At 38.3% G+C, this 16,714-nt stretch carries 11 protein-coding genes, 2 tRNA genes, 2 rRNA genes and 1 pseudogene (1 of these 16 only partly in view); 6 read left to right on the top strand and 10 right to left on the bottom strand.

Annotated features, from left to right (window positions below; all coding sequences use genetic code 11):
- Nucleotides 1-152 precede the first annotated feature (152 nt).
- Both GN303_RS00870 and GN303_RS00865 read right to left on the bottom strand, forming a co-directional pair.
- Nucleotides 153-2,435 (bottom strand): NADP-dependent malic enzyme, encoded by a 2,283-nt coding sequence (locus tag GN303_RS00870; protein ID WP_110439514.1) that lies wholly within the window; start codon nt 2,433-2,435, stop codon nt 153-155.
- A gap of 121 nt (nt 2,436-2,556) precedes the next feature.
- Nucleotides 2,557-2,643, bottom strand: a tRNA-Leu gene (locus GN303_RS00865).
- A gap of 66 nt (nt 2,644-2,709) precedes the next feature.
- On the opposite strand from GN303_RS00865, the gene lipB reads away from it, so the two are divergent.
- Nucleotides 2,710-3,417 (top strand): lipoyl(octanoyl) transferase LipB, encoded by a 708-nt coding sequence (lipB, locus tag GN303_RS00860; protein WP_110439513.1) that lies wholly within the window; start codon nt 2,710-2,712, stop codon nt 3,415-3,417.
- Here the strand turns inward: lipB and GN303_RS00855 are convergent.
- Nucleotides 3,395-4,021, bottom strand: a complete 627-nt coding sequence (locus tag GN303_RS00855; protein WP_110439512.1) for a LolA family protein — start codon at nt 4,019-4,021, stop codon at nt 3,395-3,397. The genes lipB and GN303_RS00855 overlap by 23 nt on opposite strands.
- A gap of 183 nt (nt 4,022-4,204) precedes the next feature.
- Here GN303_RS00855 and GN303_RS00850 point away from each other — a divergent pair, with 183 nt between their 5' ends.
- Genes GN303_RS00850 through GN303_RS00840 form a run of 3 tightly spaced genes read left to right on the top strand, consistent with a single transcriptional unit; the run spans nt 4,205 to nt 7,790 of the window.
- Complete coding sequence (locus GN303_RS00850) at nt 4,205-4,798, top strand: J domain-containing protein (RefSeq protein ID WP_110439511.1); 594 nt, start codon at nt 4,205-4,207, stop codon at nt 4,796-4,798.
- Between the two features lie 48 nt (nt 4,799-4,846).
- A complete protein-coding gene (locus GN303_RS00845) occupies nt 4,847-5,869 on the top strand; it encodes an AAA family ATPase (protein ID WP_110439510.1) in 1,023 nt (340 codons plus the stop codon).
- 37 nt (nt 5,870-5,906) lie between these two features.
- Nucleotides 5,907-7,790: a cobaltochelatase CobT-related protein gene (locus tag GN303_RS00840; RefSeq protein WP_110439509.1), complete on the top strand. Its 1,884-nt coding sequence runs from the start codon at nt 5,907-5,909 to the stop codon at nt 7,788-7,790.
- A gap of 52 nt (nt 7,791-7,842) precedes the next feature.
- Here GN303_RS00840 and GN303_RS00835 read toward each other — a convergent pair whose 3' ends face one another.
- Nucleotides 7,843-9,069 (bottom strand): pyridoxal phosphate-dependent aminotransferase, encoded by a 1,227-nt coding sequence (locus GN303_RS00835; RefSeq protein WP_231504042.1) that lies wholly within the window; start codon nt 9,067-9,069, stop codon nt 7,843-7,845.
- 15 nt (nt 9,070-9,084) lie between these two features.
- On the bottom strand, nt 9,085-10,290 hold the full coding sequence (locus GN303_RS00830; protein WP_110439508.1) for a pyridoxal phosphate-dependent aminotransferase: 1,206 nt from the start codon (nt 10,288-10,290) through the stop codon (nt 9,085-9,087).
- Between the two features lie 600 nt (nt 10,291-10,890).
- Between GN303_RS00830 and GN303_RS00825 the strand changes: the two genes are divergently transcribed.
- The gene (locus GN303_RS00825; RefSeq protein ID WP_146206671.1) at nt 10,891-12,159 is read left to right on the top strand and encodes a hypothetical protein; all 1,269 of its coding nucleotides are present in this window, start codon (nt 10,891-10,893) and stop codon (nt 12,157-12,159) included.
- A 56-nt stretch (nt 12,160-12,215) separates the two neighbouring features.
- Nucleotides 12,216-13,403, top strand: a complete 1,188-nt coding sequence (locus GN303_RS00820) for an aldose 1-epimerase family protein (protein ID WP_110439506.1) — start codon at nt 12,216-12,218, stop codon at nt 13,401-13,403.
- 71 nt (nt 13,404-13,474) lie between these two features.
- Here GN303_RS00820 and GN303_RS08910 read toward each other — a convergent pair whose 3' ends face one another.
- The 5 genes and pseudogenes from GN303_RS08910 to GN303_RS00800 all read right to left on the bottom strand — a co-directional run.
- Complete coding sequence (locus GN303_RS08910) at nt 13,475-14,008, bottom strand: hypothetical protein (protein WP_231504041.1); 534 nt, start codon at nt 14,006-14,008, stop codon at nt 13,475-13,477.
- A gap of 15 nt (nt 14,009-14,023) precedes the next feature.
- Nucleotides 14,024-14,857: pseudogene (locus GN303_RS08905) on the bottom strand (glucosyltransferase domain-containing protein); the annotation flags it as partial.
- A gap of 633 nt (nt 14,858-15,490) precedes the next feature.
- Nucleotides 15,491-15,567: transfer RNA gene (locus GN303_RS00810), tRNA-Met, on the bottom strand.
- A gap of 185 nt (nt 15,568-15,752) precedes the next feature.
- Nucleotides 15,753-15,868, bottom strand: a 5S ribosomal RNA gene (gene rrf / locus GN303_RS00805).
- A gap of 120 nt (nt 15,869-15,988) precedes the next feature.
- Nucleotides 15,989-16,714: ribosomal RNA gene (locus tag GN303_RS00800) — 23S ribosomal RNA — on the bottom strand (it continues 2,014 nt past the right edge of the window).

Here is a 16,714-nt window from a genome sequence, read left to right as displayed (position 1 = left end):
CAAAATTTTAATGCGTGTTTTACAAGCAATCGCAAATATGCAATTTTTGATGAAAAAATAAAGAGTGAAAAAATGGATCTCACTCTTTTATACACAGTAAATTCAGTAATCTTGATCAAGATTACAATATTTTCCTAATATTGCAATCAAATTTATTGTTTTTTTCTTAATGATTGGCGAATGGCAATAGCTGTCAGATTCACGATACCTCGTGCCGTTGTATTTTCCGTAAGAACATGAAGCGGCTTTGTTGTGCCAAGCGTTATAGGACCAATCTGCAGTCCATTTCCAACCACACGACTCAAGGAAAATCCAATATTTGCCGCATCAAGACTGGGCATAATTAACAAATTGGCATTTCCTCTCAAGGGTGAATCATCAATTAATCTCGAACGCAAGGTTTCACTTAACGCAGCATCACCCTGCATTTCCCCGTCAATTTCCAATGAAGGATTCTTTTCACGTATTATGGCCAGGGCTTTTTTCATTTTTAATGCTGATTCAGATTTTCCCGTTCCAAAAGAAGAATAAGATAATAAAGCGGCTCTTGGTACCATACCAAACATAGATACCATTTCAGAAGCCAATAAAGTTAATTCAGCAATTTCCTCAGCCGTAGGGTCCAGATGTAAATAAGTATCCCCCATAAAAAGCGCTACATTTGACTGAATCATAGCAGAAATAGTATGGAATTCCTTTACTCCATCCTGTTTGGGGATAATATTTTTCAATGTCTTAAAATGACGATACCATTCACCAAATCCACCAACAAGTGCTGCATCAACATGACCCTCCCTTAAAAGCATCGCTGCTAGAATTGATTTTCTTCTATAGAGCTGTTCATACGCCAAAGACGGAGGAACACCCGTTCTTTCAACCAATCTCTGATAAGGTTTTTCCAGTGTTTGTAAAAATGCGTTATCCTTTTGGGGGTCATAAACTGTTAAATCCTTACCAATTTTTAAGCTTAACCCCAATTGAGTAATTTTTTCATGAATTCTTTTCTGATCTCCAATAACATAAGGTAAAACCATCTGTTCATTAACCATAGTTTGAATAGCACGTAAAACCCTATCATTTTCGCCTTCAGAAAAGACAACCTTTTGCAGTCCTTTATGTTGATGAACAGCTGCAAATACAGGTTGCATAACCTGACTGGTTCTGAACACAAATTGCATCAGATGCTCCAGATATCCATTAAAATCATCAATCGGACGTAAGGCAACCCCTGTTTGCATGGCCGCTTTTGCAACCGCTGGCGCAATTTCCAAAATTAATCGCGGATCAAAAGGTTTTGGCAAAATATATTCAGGACCAAAAGCAGGTGCCTGACCGCCATAAGCGGCCACGACAACCTCATTGGCTTCTTGTGTCGCCAGATTTGCTAATGCATAAGCGGCGGCTTTTTTCATCTCCTCGTTTATTTCGGTTGCCCCAACATCTAGGGCTCCGCGAAATATAAAAGGGAAACATAAAACATTATTAACCTGATTTGGATGATCAGAACGACCTGTTGCCATAATCGCATCTGATCGAATACTGCCAACCTCTTCTGGAGTGATTTCAGGTTCCGGATTTGCCAATGCCAGAATCAAAGGATTGGATGCCATTTTTGCCACCCATTCTTTTTTCAGAACTCCAGCCACAGAAACACCAAGAAAAATATCCGCACCCGCTATAACATCCTCCAAACGGCGAGCCTGCGTGTCTTTGGCATAACGTGCCATATTTTCTGGCATATTTGGATCGCGGCCTTTCCACACCACTCCATCAATATCCGTTAAAATGACATTTTCAAGTTTTAATCCCAGAGTTACCAATAAATTTACACATGCAATAGCTGCCGCCCCTGCCCCAGAAGTGACCAATTTAACGTCTTCAATTTTCTTATTCTGAATTCGCAAGGCATTAATGGTAGCCGCACTTACGACAATCGCCGTTCCATGTTGATCATCATGAAAAACCGGAATATTCATTCTGCATTTTAGATTCTGTTCAATAATAAAACATTCAGGCGCCTTGATATCCTCCAAATTAATTCCGCCAAAAGTTGGTTCAAGCGCCGAGACAACATTACAGAAATGTTCCGGATCATTGGCATCAACTTCGATATCAAAAACATCAATACCAGCAAATTTCTTGAATAAAACCGCCTTGCCCTCCATAACGGGTTTTCCCGCCAAGGGCCCGATGTTTCCCAACCCCAAAACAGCCGTACCATTGGAAATAACCCCAACCAGGTTACTTTTGGCCGTGTATTTGCTAGCCAAACTAGGATCCCTTTTAATTTCCAAACATGGTGCCGCCACCCCTGGGGAATAGGCTAAGGACAAATCAGTTTGAGTCGCCATTCTTTTTGTTGGTGTTATTGTTAATTTCCCTGGTGTTGGATATTCATGATAATCCAATGCATCTTGCTTAAATTTATGATCCATAATTTCCTCTTCATTGCAATCATGACATTTTTACAAATAAATCTTTGTAAAATTGGTAAAATTATATATCAAAGGCAAATGAAAAGAAAATAGGTTCTATATCCAAGTCGCAACAAGAATGTGGTGCGACCGAGAAGACTCGAACTTCCACGGGGTATTTCCCCACAAGCACCTCAAGCTTGCGCGTCTACCATTCCGCCACGGTCGCACGGGATTGATTTTCATAATTCAATCCAATATGCTTTCTCTATAACCGATGAAAGAGTTTCTAGCAATGGCTATCACACCAATATTTTTGCAAAAAAGCAAAAAAGTTGTTCCCTATCCCACAGCAATTCAATGGATGAAAAATTACGTTCAAAAAATATTTGATGGGAAAGCGGCAGAATGCCTATGGTTTTTGGAACATCCTCCGCTTTACACTGCGGGAACATCGGCAAAAGAGAGCGATTTGTTCAATCCACAGAATTTTCCTGTTTTTCATACTAATCGGGGTGGACAATGGACTTACCATGGTCCAGGAATGCGAATCATCTATGTAATGATGGATTTACGTAAACCCCATCCCACTTTTCCCGATCATGATATTCGCGCATTCATTCACAAACTTGAAGACTGGATCATTCTCACCCTTCAACAATTCAATATCGCAGCAGAAAAAAAAGAAGGGCGTGTCGGATTATGGGTTACCGATCCTGTTACAAAAAAAGAGAAAAAAATTGCCGCAATTGGAATTAAGCTATCCCATTGGATCAGCTGGCATGGAATTGCGTTGAATATTAATCCCAAACTGGAAAATTATTCCGGAATAGTCCCCTGTGGATTGAAGGAATATGGAATTACGAGCATGCATGAACTAGGAATTAATACTTCATTTGATACGATAGACCAAGTCCTCTGTCAAGCCTGGCAGCAAGTGTTTGTCTATTCTTTAAAATTGCGGTCACCACCTTCTGACCTTATGGTTGATCAGGATAGTTAAAATAATTATTTTTAACATTTAAACCCATATGAACATTTGAAATATTCATAATCGTTTGCCGTTTACGCACATCTATAGCTTGCATCTGATCAAGGGTTAACTGACCATTTACATCTTGAAACCGTAGAGTTAACAAACCTTGGGATGGATTATCCCCGCTTGCCAATGAAATTTGCAAAGCCTGTGTTCCCTTTTGTATTGCCGTTACAAGAATGGGTGATGATAAATGAACAGGGCTATTTAGCATTAATCCCAAAGGGTTTCTTGCCAATCCAATATGTGTAACAGAATGATCGTCAAAATTTTTTGCCACCATTTTTTTACCCTTTGCAACAACAATCATTGTGGAAGGGGTTTCATAATTTAAACGTAATTTTCCAGGTATATATACGATACGTCCTTCAGATTGATTACCATTTGACCAAATTTGCGTGAATTGTCCCTCAAATCCCCTTGGATCGTTCAGGGTACTTTCAACCCTTGAAATTGAAACGAGCTCGCAAGTAGGTCTTGCTTTCTGATTAGCCTGACATGCCATTAATATAAACGGAAAAAGCAATATTATTTTTTTGCATATCCCATTCATAATTTTATCTATTCTCATCGCCTTACCTCTTTATATCAAGATGATTAATTCTATATCAGAATTATAAAATATCTTTAATATGCCCTTTGAATTATAACCGTTTTTTGGAATATAATTCATTTTTCCCCAATTCTTGTGATATTCTTCCAAGAACAATGTTCCTTACTTTTCTATTCTATTTCTTATGAAATCAAAATACTTATGATGTTTAAAAAGAAATGGGCAACAATGTTTGATCCCAACAATGCAAAAACAACACCGCACCGTTATTGTGACATGCCAGGATGCAGAGAACCAGCAGAATATCGGGCACCAAAATCCCGTCACCAGTTACATGACTATTATTGGTTCTGTTTTAGCCATATTCGGGAATATAACAAAAACTGGGACTATTTCAGGGGAATGAATACTGCGCAAATAGAGGAACACATGCGTTCCGCCGCTGTATGGGATAAACCTTCATGGAAGCTTGGTAGATTAGGAAAAAAAAATCTTTTAAATGAGCAATCATTCCATGATCCGCTACGGCTTTTTCAAAAAACAAGAACAAAAACACATCATGATACCGGACAGAAACCCAATATCCCCCAAGAATTACAAAAAGCTTTGCAATTACTGGAAATTAGCTGGCCACTTTCGTTGGCCAGTTTAAAAAAAAGATATACCAAGCTTGCCCGTAAATATCATCCTGATACAAATGGTGGTGACGCGGATTTGGAAGAAAAATTTAAAAAGATTAATGCAGCTTATTCCCTACTCCGAACATATTTGACAAATATGATTGAAGCAAAATAAAAAATCATTTAGATCATTAAAATAACTCTTCTACACAGGATAATTTCTATGTCCAGATCAACTTCAAACCTAACTAATCCCGATAAAACCGATTTACCTGACATTTCTATGTTATCAAAACCAGATAAATTGTTTAACGTAAGAAAAACATTTGATATTGATCTTGATATGGAGGTCAAGGGATTTTCAAAAAAAACCTCACTGGTTCCCGATCTGGATCCAAACTATTTTTTTGATCTAGATACCACTCATGCCATTCTTGCAGGATTTCAATATAATCGACGGGTCATGATACAGGGATTTCATGGTACGGGAAAATCCTCCCATATCGAACAAATCGCTGCCCGCCTGAATTGGCCATGTATTCGCATCAATCTCGATAGCCATATTTCCCGTATTGACTTGATTGGAAAGGATGCCATCATCCTAAAGGACGGAAAACAAGTTACACAATTTCAAGAGGGTTTACTTCCATGGGCTTTAGAGCATCCATGTGCACTTATTTTTGATGAATATGATGCTGGCCGTCCTGATGTTATGTTTGTCATTCAACGTGTGCTTGAAACAGAAGGCAAACTGACCTTGCTGGATCAAAATCGAGTTATCCGCCCTAATCCATCCTTTCGTCTTTTTGCAACCGCAAACACCATTGGATTGGGAGATACGACCGGGCTGTATCATGGTACTCAACAAATCAATCAGGGGCAAATGGATCGCTGGAATATTGTTGCCGCACTGAATTATTTACCCCCTCCACAAGAAATTAAAATAATCATGGCAAAAATGAATGTACAGCCTCAGGACGCAGAAACAAAAAAACAGATTGAATCAATGGTAGCATTGGCCAATTTAACCCGAATTGGATTTGCCGAAGGGGAACTGTCTACTGTAATGTCTCCTCGCACTGTCATCAGCTGGGCTGAAAACTATACAATCTTTCATGATCTTGCATTGTCTTTCCGCCTAACCTTCCTAAATAAATGCGACCTGTCAGAACACGGAATTGTAGCAGAATATTACCAACGCTGTTTTAATGTTGACCTTTTAACAACCGATCCTAAAACGGTTTAAACAATATTAAATTATCCGATTTAACAAGAGGATTATAATGCCTAAAAATCAAAAGAACAGACAGACTGATTTACTCAATTTTCAAACCGCTTATAATCCTGAACGTTTCAAACAAGCCCTGATTGGTACCATACATACTTTAAGTGGTTATACGGCAACCAATATCAATTTCTGTTCAAGCACGGTCAACAATCGTCAATATCAATCCAAAAACAACAAGGAAAACGTCCATCTTCCACAACCACCAGAAATACAAGATGCAAAAACCCTGCAATTCATTAGGGGACAAGCTGATGCACTGGCCCTATATCTAAAATATCATGATAATGATCTTCCTTCACCACCAGACTTAACATCAGAGGATGCACAAAATAGTTTCAATGCCCTGGAACAAGTCCGTGTGGAGGCATTAGGAAGCAAGAAGATGGCAGGGGTTGCCGCCAATCTGCAGGCAGTTATGGAACATAACAGTCATATAGAAGGGCATGCAAGGATGGACAAGGCGGAACAATTATCTCCTGCAAAAGCCCTTTCTTTACTTGTTTATGAAACATTGACTGGAAAAACAGTACCAAAAGCATCTCGTAAAATTCTGCAATTATGGCGCAATCAATTAACACCCCAGGGTGAAAAAGCTCTCAAGGCCATGAAAGAGGCTTTGACTGACCAAGATCATTATGCACAAGCTACCAAACAATTGCTTCAAGCCTATCGTTTACTAGAAGGAGAAGAGGAAAAATCCGATAATGGCAAGGAAGAATCCTCTCAAGATACCGCGGATCAAAACAAAGATAGCAATCCAGATTACCCTGAAGAAAAACAAGAACAGCAAGAAAGCGAACTTAAACAGCAATTTTCACAAATTCCCCTGAATATGGAGGATCAAGAAAAACCGGATTCAGCTATGGGAAGTGATAAATCTGAAAAAGCTGGTGGCCCCTCACAACAACCTCCGGATACTTTAGCTGATGTTGAAGATGCATCCTATCACATTTACACAAAATTATTTGATGAGGTAGTTACCGCTGAACAGATTTGCGACGTAAACGAGCTAGACTTCCTAAGAAACCAGCTTGATCAACAATTACAGGAAATACAGAATATCATATCCAAGCTGGCCAATCGTTTACAACGCAAATTGATGTCGCAACAAATCAGAAGCTGGAATTTTGATCAGGAGGAAGGACTTCTCGATGCCAGCAAATTAACAAGAATAATCACCAACCCAACCAATTCTCTGAGCTTTAAACAAGAAAAATCAACCGGTTTTAAGGACACGATTGTAACACTGTTAATCGATAATTCTGGATCCATGCGAGGACGCCCTATTTCCATTGCGGCAATGTGTGGAGATATTCTGGCCAGAACTCTTGAACGTTGTTCCGTTAAGGTAGAAATCCTCGGTTTTACAACCCAGACCTGGAAAGGTGGACGCAGTCGTGAAAAATGGTTGGCTGACAAACGTCCCCAGAATCCAGGACGGTTAAATGATTTACGCCATATTATTTATAAAGCTGCCGACCAGCCATGGCGACGAGCCAAACGTAATTTAGGCCTTATGCTCAAGGATGGCTTGTTAAAAGAGAATATTGATGGAGAGGCTCTTTTTTGGGCGTGGCAAAGACTTAAAACCCGTGTAGAAAAACGTAAAATTTTAATGGTTATTTCTGATGGAGCACCTGTTGATGATAGCACTTTATCGACGAATGGATCAGAATATCTTGAAAATCATCTTAAACGCATGATTCGCAAAATCGAAAATCGTGCTGAAATCGAGCTTGTAGCCATTGGAATTGGGCATGATGTAACACGTTACTACAAACATGCCGTGACAATCACCAAGGCAGAAGAATTGGGGGGGACAATGATTCACGAACTCACCAAACTATTTGATGAAAAAGACAAAATTCAATCTAAATAATTTTCAACCCCTTCATTAATACTCAAGAAAACCGGAGTATTAATGAATACGATCAGGATAACTCTTGCACAAACTGGGAAATTCTTTGACAGGCCTCTTCAAGAACGACATCATCAGCGGCATAAGCTATACGCAAGTAGGGACTTAAACCAAACGCTGATCCGGGAACAACCGCAACATAAGTCTCTTCCAATAATGCTTCAGCAAAATCCTGATCATTGGCAATCAACCTTCCCTGAGCTGTTTTTTTTCCAATACAGCCGGCAATACCTGGATATATATAAAAGGCCCCCTGTGGAATATTACAGCTTATACCATTCATTGCTGAAAAGGCGGCCGTCATTTTTTTACGACGTCGATCATAAGCCAGTTTCATTGATTCAACTTCTTTTTGCGCATATTGCAAAGCCGCAGTAGCAGCTGCCTGACTGACACTGCAGGCACCAGAGGTTGAATTGCTTTGAATTTTAAGCATCGCTCTAATCAAACGCTTTACCCCACCGGCATAGCCTATACGCCAACCTGGCATTGCAAAAGTTTTAGAAACCCCATTCACCGTTAAAATACGATCTTTTAATTCTGGTGCCAAAGCCGCCAATGAATGATGGCGTTGCCCATCAAAAATCAAATGTTCGTAAATTTCATCAGAAAAAATCCATATCTGAGGATTAATCCTCAATACCTCAACCAATGCCAGCAAGTCTTCTTTTGTCCAGACAGCACCAGTTGGATTGCTGGGGGAATTCAAAATCAGCCATTTGGTCTTAGGCGTAATAGCGGCTTTTAATTGCCTTGCCTTTAAGACAAAATTATCTTTTTCAGGACAAACAACATGAACCGGGTTCCCTCCCAGAAATCGTACCATAATTGGATAACTAGTCCAATAGGGTGCCGGAATAATGACCTCATCTTCCGGATCTAAAGTCGCCATCAAGGCATTGAACAAAATCTGTTTAACCCCATTTGCAACCATAATTTCGTCCAATGCATAATCGACACCATTTTCTTCCTTGAATTTTTTTTGTATGGCCTTTTTCAACGATAAAAAACCGTCTATAGGAGGATACTTCGTTTTTCCTTCCAAAGCCGCCTGATAACCTCCCTCAATAGCTATTTTGGGTGTTAAAAAATCAGGCTGTCCCAGGGCCAGGGAAATAACATTTTTTCCTTCTGCTTTCAGAACCCTTGCCCGCATTGACATCGCGATGGTTGCAGGAGTCTCAAACCCGCTCATTCTTGAGGCAAGAGCGGGTTCAATTGCAATTTCCTCATTATTCATAACCAATATCTAGCCCTAGCTCAAATTCATGCAGAAATGTTTAATCCGTAAACAGGCTTCCTTAAGCAACTCTGTATTTGTCGCATAGGAAATACGGAAATATCCATCCATCATAAAAGCTGCTCCATGAACTGTGGCTACACCCTCTTCTTCCAGTAAGGCCGTTACGAAATCCTGATCACTATTAATTTTTGTCCCCTTACTGGTTGTTTTACCCAAACAATTTTTCATTGAAACAAACAAGTAAAAGGCCCCCATGGGTTTTAAACAGGATAGACCCGGTGCGCCATTTAGGTTATCCAAAACCAGATTTCGCCTTTTTTGATAAGTAGCCACCATATCGGCAACTGAATCCTGTGAACCAGTCAAAGCCTCAACAGTTGCCGCCTGACTAATGGAACAGGGATTGGTTGTGGACTGTCCCTGCAACTTTATCATTGCCTTGATAAATTCTACAGGGGCGGCAGCATATCCAATACGCCATCCCGTCATCGAATAGGCTTTTGAAACACCGTTCATTGTAATTGTGCGTTCTTTAAGGCGTGGTTCAACCTGGACTACTGTTGGGGCAACCACCCCATCGTAAACAAGCTTGGAATAAATATCATCCGTCAAAACCCATACATTTGGATATTGCATCAGGACATCACATAAAGCCTGCAATTCTTCTTTACTGTATACAGCACCTGTGGGATTACAAGGGGAATTCAAAATCAGCCATTTCGTTTTAGACGTAATTGCTGCACTCAGTTGTTCGGGCTGCAACTTGAAACCTGCGTGCTCCTCCTTACAAGGAATGATAACTGGTGTTCCACCAGCCAATGTTACAATATCGGGATAAGAAACCCAACAAGGTGAAGGGATAATGACCTCATCTCCTGGATTAAGACTGGCCATCATCGCATTGAATATAACCTGTTTTCCACCACTGGAAACCATGATTTCTTCAGGTTGGTAGTCAATATTATAATCGGCTTTCAAACGTTGGGCAACTGCCTGGCGGACAGCTGGGGTCCCTCCAACATCTGTATATTTTGTCTGTCCGGACTGAATGGCTGCTATGCCTGCGTTCTTAATATTGATCGGCGTATCAAAGTCAGGTTCACCAGCCGAAAGGCTGATCACATCCTGACCCTTACTTTTCATGGCACGCGCCTTTGCACTAATCACCAGTGTCTGACTAGGCTGTATTTTTTTCAATCGAGCAGATAAAATATCCATTATTACCATTCCAGTTACGTAAATAATTCATTCATATAAAGCTTATCATTATATAAAATATTTATAAAAAACTTTATATAATATAGATCATGTTTTAATTAATTATAATAATTTTATTTTTTATAAGACCATTTAACTTTTAAACGATCATTGAATTTAATTTTTCTCTTTTGAAAAATCTATATCGAACGAACTCATTTAAACAAATTTATTAAAACAAGAAAGATTTTAAAACCAATGGAAATGGCTATTCTTAAATATCATGTTCTAGATTTCATAAAAAAAAATCAAGTAAAACCGATTCCAGCAAAAATATATCCCGGATTGAAAAATATAACGCAAATTACTGAAAATTTTAAAAATAACCTGGCTAACCAAACAATATTAAAAGAGCTCTGCCAATATTGCCTTACTTTTAAAAATTATATATTAGCTGAAGCGTTAATAAATTTTCTTATAGAGATAGATTCAAACAATAAGGACTACTATTTTTTTAAGGCAACTATCCTTTTCTTGAAAAAAAATATAGATGCTTCTTTAGAAAAACTGGAAAAGTATCTCAATTTCATTTGTTCTTCTGATCTCTTAACAAGGGATATCATGTCCGAATTGGAAAAAGGTGAAATTACCAATTATTATATGTTTTTTTTACCCAATATCTTACAGAAATATAAATTGCCAATTCCAACCTCCGAATTTAACCTTTATCTTTTTCCTTATTCAATGCACGACGCAAATCAAACGATTCAACAGCGTTATGCAATTTATCTGGGCTATTATTGTGACAGACTTCAAGAACATTTTAGAGATCTGTTAAAAGGATTACTGGATGAGGAATATGAATTAAATGGAGATACAACCTGGTATCATCTAAATGCAGGAAAATTGCAGTGGCTTCTCCATAATAGACCCTCGGCAGATTATCACTTTCAAAAATCCAAAGAACTGGCCCCTGAAACTTCCGTTTATTTCGACAATGAAGATAGTGGTGTATATAGTTGGTTAACAGAAAAGAGATACCAAAATTTTGAACAGGCTAATAAACATGATGATCCATTTCATCTGGAAAAATGGCAATGGTCATATGCTGATCTAAAAGATCAACAGGCCGATTTACTATTCATTCTGGGTTGTGATTCCCGGTATTTAAAATATTTACCCAAATTTCTCTTTACTCTTGTAAAAGCACATAAAAGGGTAGATTTTCAAAGTAAAATCGTTCTTGCTCTTGCATTGGAAAATCCATCATCTCAACAAAAAGAATTTCTAAAGGATATCTCTGAATTTATTCATAACACCATTCCTAATATGCATATTACCTATGGTTATGGTTCCTCACTTTATCGGGATGCAGCCTATTTTACCTGTTTACGTTTTCTTTTTGCGGAAAAACTTTATCAACGTTATCCTACAAAAACCTTTATTCTTGATATTGATCTCACCGTTACAGAGGATTTTTTCAGTAAAAAATTCCCTTTATTTAGTAATTATGATTTTGGTTTGAGACTTTTTGCTTTTGATAAAAATGGTGATCAGCTCGTGGGGGCACCTTGGTGTTTGGGAGCCGGAATTACATATCTAAACCATTCAGAAATCACCCCTAAAATTCTTCATTTTATCGAACATTATATAAAACGGGCTTATGATCCTCATAATTTTACCAATTGGTGTATTGATCAATGTGCTTTGTCACAAGCTGTCGAGCAATTTATACGCCCTTCCTGGAAAAATTTGGTAATAAAAGATATTGATCAAGAGAATTTATTTGATCTATCCAATTATTTTAAATCAAAAAACGATTTTTATTATCAATCCCCCTACATCAGTGAAAATAATTTTAAGGAACAAATTCAATTATTATTGCATTAATCATATAAATCTTCAAAATAATGCATGAGTGCTGTTTGTAAATCCGGGAGAATAAAATGACACTAGAATTTTCATTATCTCAAAATCAGACCAAATCTTTTACACTAACCAGCGCAGCTCATAACATTGAATTAGGCAATTGGGAGATTAGCAATCATCAGCTTGGCATTGAGGATGTTTTATTTTCTATTCAGCAAATTTGCCTGCATGGAGGAAAACAAGAAGGTTCCAGACTGATCATAATTAAATGTCCTGATGGATTGACCATCACCCTGAGCCCAACACGAGGAATGAATGTGATTGAAGCAACAGCTCCTGGCATTCGCCTGGGTTGGGATTCACCTGTAAAGGAGATAGTCAACCCCACTTTTATAAATCTTCAAAGTCGCAATGGCACCGGATGGTTAGAGGGTTTTAACGAAATGATGGTACGTTGCGGTTATGAATGGTCAGGGCATCCTTTTACCGACACCAATGGTGAGCTTTATAGCCTTCATGGAAAAGCAGGAAATACACCAGCGTCTGAAGTTATTGTTGAGATCGATACTCTATTTCCATACGAAATCAAGATAAAAGGCTTAATTAAAGAAAACACTTTCAAAAAAACCGATTTACGTGTTCTAACAGAGCTATCCTATATTCCTGGCTCCCACAGTTTTACCCTTCATGATCGCTTGACCAATCATGCCGATTACTCGCATCCCTATCAAATTATTTACCATAGCAATTTCGGCAAACCTCTATTAGAAAAAGATGCAAAATTTATCGCCCCTGTTAAAGAAATAAGTCCTTTTAACAACTATGCTCAAAATGGGCTAGATAATTGGCAAACTTATCGTGAACCTACCAAAGATTTTGATGAAATGGTATTTAATATCATTCCCTATACCAAAAAAGATGGAAGCACCATGGCCGCGTTGCATAATAAAAGCGAAAATAAAGGAGTTTCCATAGAATTCAATACTAAGCAACTTCCCTTTCTAACTTTATGGAAGAACACAGATACCGAAAAACAGGGATACGTCACAGGCATAGAACCAGGAACCAATTTTGCCTATCCTATGACAATTGAACGTGAACAAGATAGACTTAAAAAACTTCATGCTGGAAAAACAGTTGAGTTTAAATTGAGATATAACGCCTTACTTGATCGGCAAGCTGTTGAAATCACGAAAAAGGAAATTACCAATATTCAGGGCAATCAAGAAACCCAAATCAACCAAAAACCACTCGCACAAGAATAACAGAATTAAAATAAGGGATTAATTGACATATCCCTTGTTCAATCAATCCTTATCCATATTTAATATATGGATTAAAAAGTTCCTGGATTATAGTTTTTGGTAATACTATCGCAATAAGATCCTGTTTTAACATACAAAATAACGCCATATAAAGTCGATTGAATATAACAGCCAGAAAAAATATCTTTAGCATCTTTTGGAAAATCTGGAGAGGCTTTGCCAATAACATTTTTATGCATGTAATACTCCCCATTTAATAAGCCGTTTACATACCAAGGGTTTGACAACCCAACAAAATCAAAAATTTTCCTTGTTAATGGATGTGTTTTCATAATGGTTTGTTGAGAAGAAAACCTCAAATCATCGCGAATAAATGTAATCCCCTCCACTTTCTTATTACCAAAATGATAAATAGATTGTAAAATTTCCTGAACTATTAATGCATTCTTCTGATGATCTATTCTTTTCAGGTTACATAATGCTGATGACAAAAGTAAAGATGTCCATAAATAACAAATTGGAACCAAAAGCATTATCTTTGAATGACAACCAGCCTTTTGAACATACAGAAATATAAAAATGAAAAAGGATGATATACCCATCATTTCACGTGTATTACCACTGGGTATATTTAATATAATATTTGAACTCGTTAAGGCAACCAGCAATAAAGGAAAACACAGGCATAAAACATAAATTCTTTTATAATTTTTCTTTAAAAAATCTTTTATCACTGTATATAAAAAAAATACAGATGAAATAATCAAAGATACTATTATATAGTTTTCCTGAATATACAATAAAAACAGTAATAGATATATTTTTATATTCTCAATAAGATGAATGAATATATATTCATTTAAAACAATAATCTTTCCTAATGGACCATAATCGTTGGTAATCAAAAAATTTACAACGCATATTTTATAAATGAAAAATGTAGTTAATATATTACATAATCTTAAAAATAGTTCCCTGAACAATCCGGAAAATGCTACCTGATCACTATCATTCAATAGTTTTACAGCCAATAGTCCAATAACTAATGTCAAAGCACATTGATAAAAACAATATAAAGAAAATAATAGGCATGAACGAATTATATAATCAATACACACATTTTGATTATTTTCTTTAAATACAAATAGACATGCCAATGCAACACTGCATGTCATGATTATACAATCATATTTATATGATAAATTTTGTAAAAAAAATGGATTGCATAAAAGAAAAATAAATATAGTTAATTTTAATAAATAATTTTCTGATCGAATTATTTTATCTGTTGTATAAAGAAAAATTAAATACAAAGCTAAGAAAGCAATGATAAATGAAAAAGGATAAGGATCGGGAACTATTGCACTTCCGTTCAATAAACAGATCAACCAAACAGAAAACGGTCTTACATTAAGGAACCATACAAAAAGGTCACCATTAGATGCCCGATACATATCATCGACAAAATCATAAGGAGACAATAAAAAAGGAATAGAATAAATAAAAGTAATAATAGATGTTAATAAAACATAATGTTTTTTATAAATGGATATAGACATCAGTTTAATATTATTTTTTAAATTACATATGTTGAAATTATTTTAATGTTAAAATATAAATCTTGATCTGAAAACAAGCCAATCTAATTTAATTATTCTATAAAAAATTTTTTATATTTATTAAGTTATGATATTTATTTTGTTTTTTACGTTATATGAGAGGTGGGCATGCGATATTCACAAGTGGTTTATTCATTTTTTGCATGAGGGGATGGGAGGGGTTTGGCGCTGGATTTCATGTTGGTTTTGCAAGTTTATGTTTGCATCAATTCATGATATTTTCAAGTGATACGCCAGCCTCGGAATAAAGACTGCCCAGTGGCCATGTTGTTTGCCAAGATTGCCATACAGGACGCATTTTTTCACGGTTTCATGGATAAAAGGCTTTTTTTGCTTTCAAAGGCAACAGACCACATGGGTTCATCCACTGGCCCGCGGAAGCAGGATCGGCAACAAGGATGATGCGTCTCAACACGGGATCGACAGGATATTGTCCGTGATGATATAGCGATTTTGAGTGGAAGTTATTGGGAGCGGGGAGAGGATTTGAACCTCTGACCTTCAGGTTATGAGCCTGACGAGCTACCGGGCTGCTCCACCCCGCACTAGTATAACAAGGATGCCTTTTTCTGACGGTATTCAAGGCGTATGGTGATCTGCCAGGACTTATGTCAGGATGACAAGTGGTGACCAGACTTGGAGGCTACGCTCCCTCGCGGTGCATGTTTCAGCGGGAACTGAAAGTTTTTTGTCGAATATTGCAAGGGATTGCATGGGGGTATATTGGAAGACCTGGCGGCGACCGACTTTCCCATGCCTTAAGACATAGTATCATGGGCGCTGGGGTTTTTCACGGCCGAGTTCGGGATGGGATCGGGTGGTTCATACCCCGCCATTGCCACCAGGTCATCCAATATACCCTGCAGGGTTGTATTGGTATGTGATTGGTTGGTTAAGAGCGGATATTTCGGCCTGTTTCATACAGTACCGCATAACATGACCGATATGAGTGTATATGTGTTATATCAAGTAAGTGCAAGGGCTATTAGTATCGGTTAGCTGCATGCATTTCTGCACTTCCACACCCGACCTATTGACGTGATGGTCTATCACGGCCCGTAATGAGACCTGGTTTTGAGGGGGGTTTCTCGCTTAGATGCTTTCAGCGATTATCCTGTCCATACTTAGCTACCCAGCGGTGCTGCTGGCGCAACAACTGGTACACCAGAGGTATGTTCACCCCGGTCCTCTCGTACTAGGGGCAAATCCTCTCAAGTCTCGACATCCACGGCAGATAGGGACCGAACTGTCTCACGACGTTCTAAACCCAGCTCACGTACCACTTTAATCGGCGAACAGCCGAACCCTTGGGACCTGCTCCAGCCCCAGGATGTGATGAGCCGACATCGAGGTGCCAAACCTCCCCGTCGATGTGGACTCTTGGGGGAGATCAGCCTGTTATCCCTAGAGTACCTTTTATCCGTTGAGCGATGGCCCTTCCACGTGGAACCACCGGATCACTATGGCCGACTTTCGTCTCTGCTCGAGCTGTCACTCTCGCAGTCAGGCGGGCTTATGCCATTGCACTCAACAGCCGATGTCCGACCGGCTTGAGCCCACCATCGCGCGCCTCCGTTACTTTTTGGGAGGCGACCGCCCCAGTCAAACTGCCCACCATGCAGGGTCCCAATCCAGGCTAACTGGATCTGGTTAGACATCAAAAAAACTCAGGGTGGTATTTCAAGGATGGCT

This window comes from Commensalibacter melissae (genome assembly GCF_009734185.1).
Taxonomy (GTDB): Bacteria; Pseudomonadota; Alphaproteobacteria; order Acetobacterales; family Acetobacteraceae; genus Commensalibacter; species Commensalibacter melissae.
Note: the sequence above shows the minus strand (reverse complement) of the source record. Positions and strands in the feature narration are given on the sequence as shown.